8 protein-coding genes are annotated in these 7,124 nt (G+C 70.1%); 4 read left to right on the top strand and 4 right to left on the bottom strand.

Features of this window, described 5'->3' with window-relative positions; translation table 11 throughout:
* Window positions 1-255: 255 nt before the first annotated feature.
* On the top strand, window positions 256-864 hold the full coding sequence (locus PV721_RS39065) for a DJ-1/PfpI family protein (protein WP_319732966.1): 609 nt from the start codon (window positions 256-258) through the stop codon (window positions 862-864).
* A gap of 138 nt (window positions 865-1,002) precedes the next feature.
* Here the strand turns inward: PV721_RS39065 and PV721_RS39060 are convergent, their stop codons facing one another.
* Together PV721_RS39060 and PV721_RS39055 are read right to left on the bottom strand one after the other, a co-directional pair.
* Entirely contained in the window at window positions 1,003-1,584 is a 582-nt protein-coding gene (locus PV721_RS39060; RefSeq protein WP_319732964.1) for a hypothetical protein, read from the bottom strand.
* 549 nt (window positions 1,585-2,133) lie between these two features.
* Entirely contained in the window at window positions 2,134-2,925 is a 792-nt protein-coding gene (locus tag PV721_RS39055; protein WP_319732962.1) for a rhomboid-like protein, read from the bottom strand.
* A 178-nt stretch (window positions 2,926-3,103) separates the two neighbouring features.
* Here PV721_RS39055 and PV721_RS39050 point away from each other — a divergent pair, with 178 nt between their 5' ends.
* The 3 genes from PV721_RS39050 (at window position 3,104) to PV721_RS39040 (ending at window position 5,279) form a co-directional block, all read left to right on the top strand.
* Complete coding sequence (locus tag PV721_RS39050; RefSeq protein ID WP_319732961.1) at window positions 3,104-3,592, top strand: hypothetical protein; 489 nt, start codon at window positions 3,104-3,106, stop codon at window positions 3,590-3,592.
* A 396-nt stretch (window positions 3,593-3,988) separates the two neighbouring features.
* Complete coding sequence (locus tag PV721_RS39045; protein ID WP_319732959.1) at window positions 3,989-4,816, top strand: C40 family peptidase; 828 nt, start codon at window positions 3,989-3,991, stop codon at window positions 4,814-4,816.
* A gap of 79 nt (window positions 4,817-4,895) precedes the next feature.
* Window positions 4,896-5,279 carry a hypothetical protein gene (locus PV721_RS39040; RefSeq protein WP_319732957.1) on the top strand — a complete coding sequence of 128 codons (384 nt, stop codon included), beginning with the start codon at window positions 4,896-4,898 and terminating at the stop codon, window positions 5,277-5,279.
* Between the two features lie 200 nt (window positions 5,280-5,479).
* Here the strand turns inward: PV721_RS39040 and PV721_RS39035 are convergent, their stop codons facing one another.
* Together PV721_RS39035 and PV721_RS39030 are read right to left on the bottom strand one after the other, a co-directional pair.
* On the bottom strand, window positions 5,480-6,550 hold the full coding sequence (locus tag PV721_RS39035; protein ID WP_319732955.1) for a C40 family peptidase: 1,071 nt from the start codon (window positions 6,548-6,550) through the stop codon (window positions 5,480-5,482).
* Between the two features lie 40 nt (window positions 6,551-6,590).
* A complete protein-coding gene (locus PV721_RS39030; protein WP_319732952.1) occupies window positions 6,591-7,073 on the bottom strand; it encodes a poly-gamma-glutamate biosynthesis protein PgsC/CapC in 483 nt (160 codons plus the stop codon).
* Window positions 7,074-7,124: the final 51 nt, after the last annotated feature.

Here is a 7,124-nt window from a genome sequence, read left to right as displayed (position 1 = left end):
GGGGAGGGAGCATCCGCCAGAAGCGCTGGGGGCGGGGCATTCGCGGTGCCCATGCGTTGACGGGTCGGTACCAACGAGGACGAGCACGATTGAGCTCGGGGCGTCCAGTTGGCGGTCGGCCGTGAACGAGCGGGGCTGGAGGTCTGGGACTGCGAGAGCAGTGGCAGGCATGCCACCAGCCGTCGTTTGGCCCGTGAGTCGGGCTCGGCACCTTTGAGACGCTTGATGCCTGGACGTCATACTCAGGGAGTTGCGATGCAGGTTGCCGTGGTCACCTTCGACGGGTTCAACGAGCTCGACAGTTTCATCGCCTCAGCGCTGATCAACCGGTGTCGCAAAGACGGCCTGGAAGCCTTCATCACCACACCCGCGCCCGTGGTCACCTCGATGAACGGAGTCGAGGTGACCGGGCAGCGTCCGATGGAGTTCCTCACCGAGGCCGACGTTGTGCTGATAGGCAGCGGGGTGAAGACGCGCGACGTGGTCGCCGATGACCGGTTGCTCGCCATGCTGCGGCTCGAGCCTTCGCGGCAGCTGATCGGTTCGCAGTGCTCTGGCGCGCTGGTACTTGCACGACTCGGTTTGCTGGCCGGGATGCCGGCCTGCGCGGACATGACGAGCAGGCCCTACGTCGAGGCATGCGACGTCACCGTGCTGGACGCCCCGTTCCACGCAGAGGGGAACATCGCCACGGCGGGCGGCTGCCTGGCATCGCAGTACCTTGCTGCCTGGGTGATCACCCGGATGCTCGGGGAGGATGCCGCGCGCGGCGCCATCGGGTACGCGGCTCCCGTCGGCGAAGTCCAGGAGACTGTCGAGCGTGTGATGGGTGTCCTTCGCGCGGGCGAGATCGCACTGCGCTGACCCCTGTGACCAGCCTCGGCGGGGACGGTGTTTCTGCCCCCGGCGGCGGGCTGCGCCCGGCAAGGGGGCGGGGATGGGTCGCGCCTCCGACGGATGGAGCGCTTGCACCGTGATGGATCGAGGTGGCAGATGAGCGGGTTAGCTCGCGGGATCGATTGTCTGGGGCGGCGAGGCCCAGGGATAGGCCGGATCCTCGGTGATCTTCACCTGCTGGGGGGTGTTCCGGGGGAAGGTCCAGATACGGCCCAGGGTGCTGGTGGCGGTCACCGTGGTGGCGTCCAAGGTGACTTCGGTGAAGGGATTGGACGAGCAGGAGACCGCGATCCATTCCAACGTGCTGTGGTCATCGTCCTGAGCCAGGGCGACCCAGCCGATACTGCCGTGGTCCGAAGATTCGCCCGCCAGGGCGCGGCTTCCGGCATTGACGCAAGAGGCAAGCGTCGTATCGACGTCCATCCAGTCGTTGGGGGTCCACTCGGTGGCCCGTAGGACCTCCCACCACTGCCAGGTCTCGGCCCGCATGTCGTGGAGTCGGCCTGCAGGGGAGGAGCGCACGAGTTCCATTACCGAGAGGGAGCCGTCGGAGAAGATGATGAAGTCTCCGTGGGGCGCCTCCCGGGTACGCCAACGGGCATGCACCAGGTCGGCGTTGGGTGTCGCGTCGGGGGATCTCACACCTGCAATGATGCCATCGAGGAGCAGCGCGAGGTGGGGCTGCATTGGTCAACCAGCCCGTCAGCCGACGCGTCACGGGGCGCGTGGTCGGTTGTCCCGGGTGCGCGGGTGGCGCTGCCCTCGGCGAAGGAACCCGCCCCGCGGCAGCAGGGAGAGTACGGAAAGACCAGCATCGGACGAGAGGCAGCAGGCCGGGGCCGGGCCGGAGCCCGGGGGCGCGGTGGACGGGGACGGTGGGGCAGACCGGGCTCGTACGGTGGCTCGCAGTCGAGTCCCGGCCGTTGCTGGAGTGGGAGTCAGTGGTCCTTCGGGGCACGGTAGGCGGGAAGCTGGAGTTGCAGGTGTACCAGGACGTGCCCCGGCAGGCGTTGCTCTACGTGATGCCGCGGGTGAGAGCCGGACTGCCGGACGTCGCGCGGTACCTGGCGATGGACACCTCAGCGCGGACGCGCGGGTGGCAGCGGTCCTGGAGCAGAAGCAGGCCGCGGCCACGACCACCCCGCTCGCTTCCTGAGCAGGTGGCGGTCGGCGGCCGCGGGGACAAGAGGTGGACGGCTGCTGCCGCACTTGGCTCATTCTCGTCGTCGCTGGAGCTCAGACCGATGGAGGTGTCTCCGTTCCTGCCGCCGGTGACGTCGATTCCGGAACGGAGCCTCGGTGCGGCCCGACGTCGCTCGCAGTGGAGGACAGTCCGCCAGCGGGGACCCGTTGCCGCCTGAAAGCCGGGACACCCAACAGCCCGAAGCCAAGGGCTGCCGCCACGAGATGGCCGATCGTGGTGAAGTCCGGCAGCGGCCCGCTCCAGTCGGCACCGCCGAGAGGCCATCCGAGCACGAAGACGGCCCAAGGCAGGCGGCCCCACCGAGGCAGGGCGAGTGTGCCGATCGCCAGCACGGTCTGGGCGCCGTAACTGACCCCGTAGTCCAAGGACTGCCGCACGGCAGCCGGATACCAGCCGCGCTGCAGCGCGACGCTGATGACGACGGCAGTGAGCAGGGTGGCCCCGACATGCCCGCCGACGAACACGGCCATGGCGCGCGACTTCCCCCACCGGTGCTCCGCCCAGGCCAGGAAGCAGCAGACACCCAGGCCCAGGGTGATCGAGGTACCCACGAAACCGGTTGAGGTGACGTCCGTGAGCGTGCCGTCGAAGAACAGGACGCTGCCGAGCAGCGCGGACAACGGATGGTCCTGCAGGTTGTCCAGGTTCGTGCTGACGTAGCCCAACACGCTGGCCGCCCGCTCGGCGGACAACCCGTAGATGACCCAGGCATGGCTGACCAGGAGCAGGCAGACATAGGCGAAGGTCAGCGGCGCACGGCGCGGGTACCCGCGCAGGGCGCGGAGCGGTCTGTCCAGAGGACCCCACAGTGACTGAGCGTTCATGCCATCGCATTCTCCAGGTCGAGCCGAAGGTCGGGGTCGGCGGGTGACGGCAGGCATTGCGCCGGCCCCGGCCACCCCTGCTGTGGTTCGCCTCGACGCGGGCAGCCCGCCATGTCCTGGGCACCGACAGCCTCACCCCGCTGCTCCGCCCTCCCTGAGCAGCAGCGATGATGGCCACGTGGTGACAGACCTTGAGCTCTTTGCGGATTACTTCCAGATCCACGTCCTGGACGACGAGTCCGAGGGCGACCTGAGCGATGTGTGGACCGAACAAGCCGTCCTGGACGGGCTCGGCGTCACTGACGGTGCCCTGGCCATCGGCACGGACATCAACGTCACCGTGGCAGTCAGCGTCCACGTCCTCACGCAACAGCCGGACGACGACAACGACGACTTCGAGCACGTCGTCGAAGCAAGCCTCAACCTGGTCTCGGGAAGTCTCGTCGTGCTGGGCTGCACCGACTACTTCCCCGACGCGGCACGCTTCGACATGCCCGCCGGGTGGACACGCATCCGCGCTTCCCGACGGAACCTCGCGGCCGCAGCCTTCCCCGACCCCGACTGCGAGGACGAGCCGGAGGACACCGAGGAGATCCGACTGCAGGCCTGGCCGGCCCCCTACTCCCAGCCGCGCATCATCAAGCGATGGACGCGCCCGGACGCGTAGTCGCTCGCGCGCGCCCCGCCGGGACTTGCCCGCCCGACTCGACTGCTCGACCGGCTCGACTGGCTCGACCGGCGTTGTCCCCCTCGGCCCCGACCCCCGGCATTGACCCGGTCGTCCCTGGCCCCGCCGAGCGGCCTGTTGACGGATACTCAAAGAGCCTGGTGGGAGGGGGTTTCCCGGGAGTTTCCCGTTTCCCGTTGCGGTGGGCGACCCGTGCCTCCTCGACACGGAGGGGTGGCGGCGCACAGGCTCGTAGTGCCCGACGGTCGGACGGTCGGACGGCCGGCCCGTGCTCGGTACGACGAGCACGCCGCGAACACCACGACGAGCATGACGGCCCGCGGGACACCGCGTGGCCGGGACGGGGGACCGGACATGGCGATGCGGAGAACAGCGGTGGCGGCGGTTGCGGTGCTCGCCCTCATGACCACCTGGGGAGGTGCCGGCGGCGCCACGGCGGCCGCGGCACCCAAGGCGGAGGGCGCGTGCGGCGTGCTCGCCCCCGGGGCCTCCGCGGTGGCTGAGCGGGCCGTAGCAGCCGCGTGCGAACAGATCGGCGTCTGGTACACCTGGGGCGGCGGCCACGGCCAACAGCCGGGGCCGACGTACGGTCAGGTCGACCCGAGCGACCCGGACAGCGCACACGACCCGGAGCGGCTGGGCTTCGACTGTTCGGGCCTGGTCCGGTACGCCTACGCACGTGCGGCGGGCGGCGACCCGCTGTCCGGCAACGCGTACCACCAGTTCCACTCGCCGCAGGTGAAGCAGCGCTTCACGGCCGCACACGGGACGGCGCCGCTGCTCCCGGGGGACCTGCTGGCCTGGGGGTCGGGGGGCTCCGTCCACCCCATCGCGATCTACCTGGGCGCGGGGAAGATGGTGGAGGCCCGGGAATCGGGCACCCGGATCACCGTCAGCGACGTACGGCTGGGCGGGGACTACGCGGGAGCGGTCCGCATTGCGCCGGCGGCGGCCCCCGGCACGTTCAGCACGTGGGGCACGGATGTGTGGACCCACGAGGAGCCGTCCACCACGAGCCCGCGGGTCCACCGGTTCCCCGGCCCGACCACGGTGCGCGTCGAGTGCCAGAAGCACGCGGAACCGGTGACGGCGGAGGGCTACACCAACGACGCCTGGTCCTACCTGCCCGAGTACGGGGCGTGGATCACCAACATCTACATCAAGGGCGCCGCCTGGCTGGACGGCGTACGTACCTGCCCCTGAGCACAATCCGCACCACCCGCACCACTGACCACGCACACCCATCACCCGGCTCCCCAGGGAGCCCTCTCGAGGAGGAAACATGTCCGCACGCAAGAAGATCGCCCTGGGTCTCGCCGCCGCCGCACTCGCGGGGGGCATGGCCACCGTGACCGGGCCCGCCGCGGCGACGCCCGCCACCGGGAAGAGCGCGGCCGCCGAATGTGGTGTCCGCGCCGACGGCAAGCTGTGGTGCGGCAATCGGGTCGGCGCCAAGGGCTACGAGCACCGCCGGTACAACTCCGCGGTGCGGGGGCCGCTGAACACGAGCCCCAGCTGGTTCCAGTGCTGGGGCCGCGGTGACCAGCACGCCGGCGGCAACAACGTCTGGTACTGGACCCAGTTGGACAACGGCCAGTGGGGGAACGTCGCGGCCGTGGACGTCCACACGTCGGTCGACCCCGCGCCGGGCCTGCGCGAGTGCTGACGCTCTGAGCCCGCCGCCGGCCGGACGCCGGTCTTCCGCGACACCGGGTGGCCCCTCGACCGCAGCGTCGAGGGGCCACCCGCACGAGGAGGCGGTCCGGTCCTTGCGCGCCCGCCACGACCCTGCAGACCTGCCCCCCTCCTCGCGGCAGCCCGGGAGGGCCGACCGAGATCGGTGAGCTGGAGTTCGCTCGCAGGGCCTCAGAGGCGCTTGGCGCTGCGCAGGGCGGCGGCGTAGTAGCCGTTGCCGTCGAGGCGGGAGGCGCCGCCCTTGTCGCCGATGGTGGGGCCGTTGGCCTCTTCGCGGCTCGATATGAAGATCTTGTGTCCGTCGGTGTCGTTGCCGAGGTACATGCCGGTGTGGTCCAGTCGTTCGCCGGAGCGCGTATCGAGCTTGAAGAACACCAGGTCGCCCGGCTGGAGGACGTCGACGGAGGCCGGCCGGTCCTGCGGGGCGACGCCCTTGAGCGGCAGGATGTCCACGCCGGTCTTCGATCGGGCCATTCCGTTGGCGGTGCGCGGCAGTCCGTTGCCGCCCGTGTCGGAGGCCATGAGCGGGAAGCGGCCGCGGTAGCCGAAGACGGTGCGGATGAAGCCGGAGCAGTCCAGGGACCGGTACTTGGCCTTCTCCGGCTGCTCCGTGGTGCCGTTTCGGAAGGTGTACGGGGTGCCGAGGTAGTCGTAGAAGTCCGACTGCTCGAGACGGAGGTCGTTGCCGGCGGAGCCGTTCGGGTTGAGCGGCCCGAAGGCGGCGTCGCCCGCGTACTGGATTCCGGTGGCGTCCTTCTTGACCGGCGCCTGGTCACCGTACTGGAAGGCGATCGCGAAGAGGTCGTCCTCCTCGCTGCCGTAGTACTTCTTGAACCACTCCTGGAACCACGGCTCGCGCTCCGCACCGTTGCGCCAGCTCTCCGGCAGGAGGCGGACCCAGTTGTCGGTGACGACGCGGGCCTGGGTGGTGGCCGGCTCGGTGAAGGTGCGGCTCTTGCCGGTGAGCGATGCGGTGCGCGCCCCGTCCGTGAAGGTGGCGAGGACGTCTCCGTCCGCGCCCCGCAGGACCGAGCGGTCCGGGTTCTTCAGCCGGTCCCACTTCTGGGTGCCGTCCTGGCCGCCGCCCTTCTGCGCCCGGTCGGTGACGCGCAGCACCGCCGGTGCCTGGGCCTGCTCCTCCTTGCGCAGCTCGTAGGTGAAGTACGCGCTGCCGGCCAGCAGGACCGCCAGGACGGCGGCGTGCAGGACGGGGCGGGTGCGGCGGGCGGGCTTGACGGTCATCGGTGCTCCGGGCGGTGCGGGTGATCGGGCGTGGCGTCGGTCAGGCGTGCGGCATGAAGCCGAGCAGGATGCCCGAGGTCAGCACGACGTACGTCATGAGGGTCGCGGAGCCGGTGGCGAGCAGCGTGGCGCCCTTGGGCTGGCGGACGAGCTGGTAGGCGATCAGCCCGGGGACGATGAAGCCGAGGGTCTGGTTCGCGTACAGCAGCGGGAACTTCATCTGGAGCACGATGACCACCGTGGCCTGGAGGAGCACGCCGATGAGGACGACGGCCGCGAACAGGCGCTTGCCGTAGAGGATGACGAACTTCTGGGTGACGAGGGTGAGCGCGTACGTCAGGACGGTGATGCCGACGACGAGCGCCGCGCGCTGGAGGTCCTCGATGAGGGTGAGCGCGAGCCAGCCGGGGGTGATCATGCCGCCGGGTGAGAGGTTCGTCGTGAGGTAGCACAGCAGGGAGAACAGCAGGCCCAGCGCGATGCCGATCGCGGCGATCTCGGGGGTGAGGACTGCGGGGATCAACGGGGTTCTCCTGGGCTCTGCCACTGCGGGTTCGGGTGGGGCGCGTACGGG

Source organism: Streptomyces sp. MB09-01 (assembly GCF_033794505.1).
GTDB lineage: Bacteria > Actinomycetota > Actinomycetes > Streptomycetales > Streptomycetaceae > Streptomyces.
Note: the sequence above shows the minus strand (reverse complement) of the source record. Positions and strands in the feature narration are given on the sequence as shown.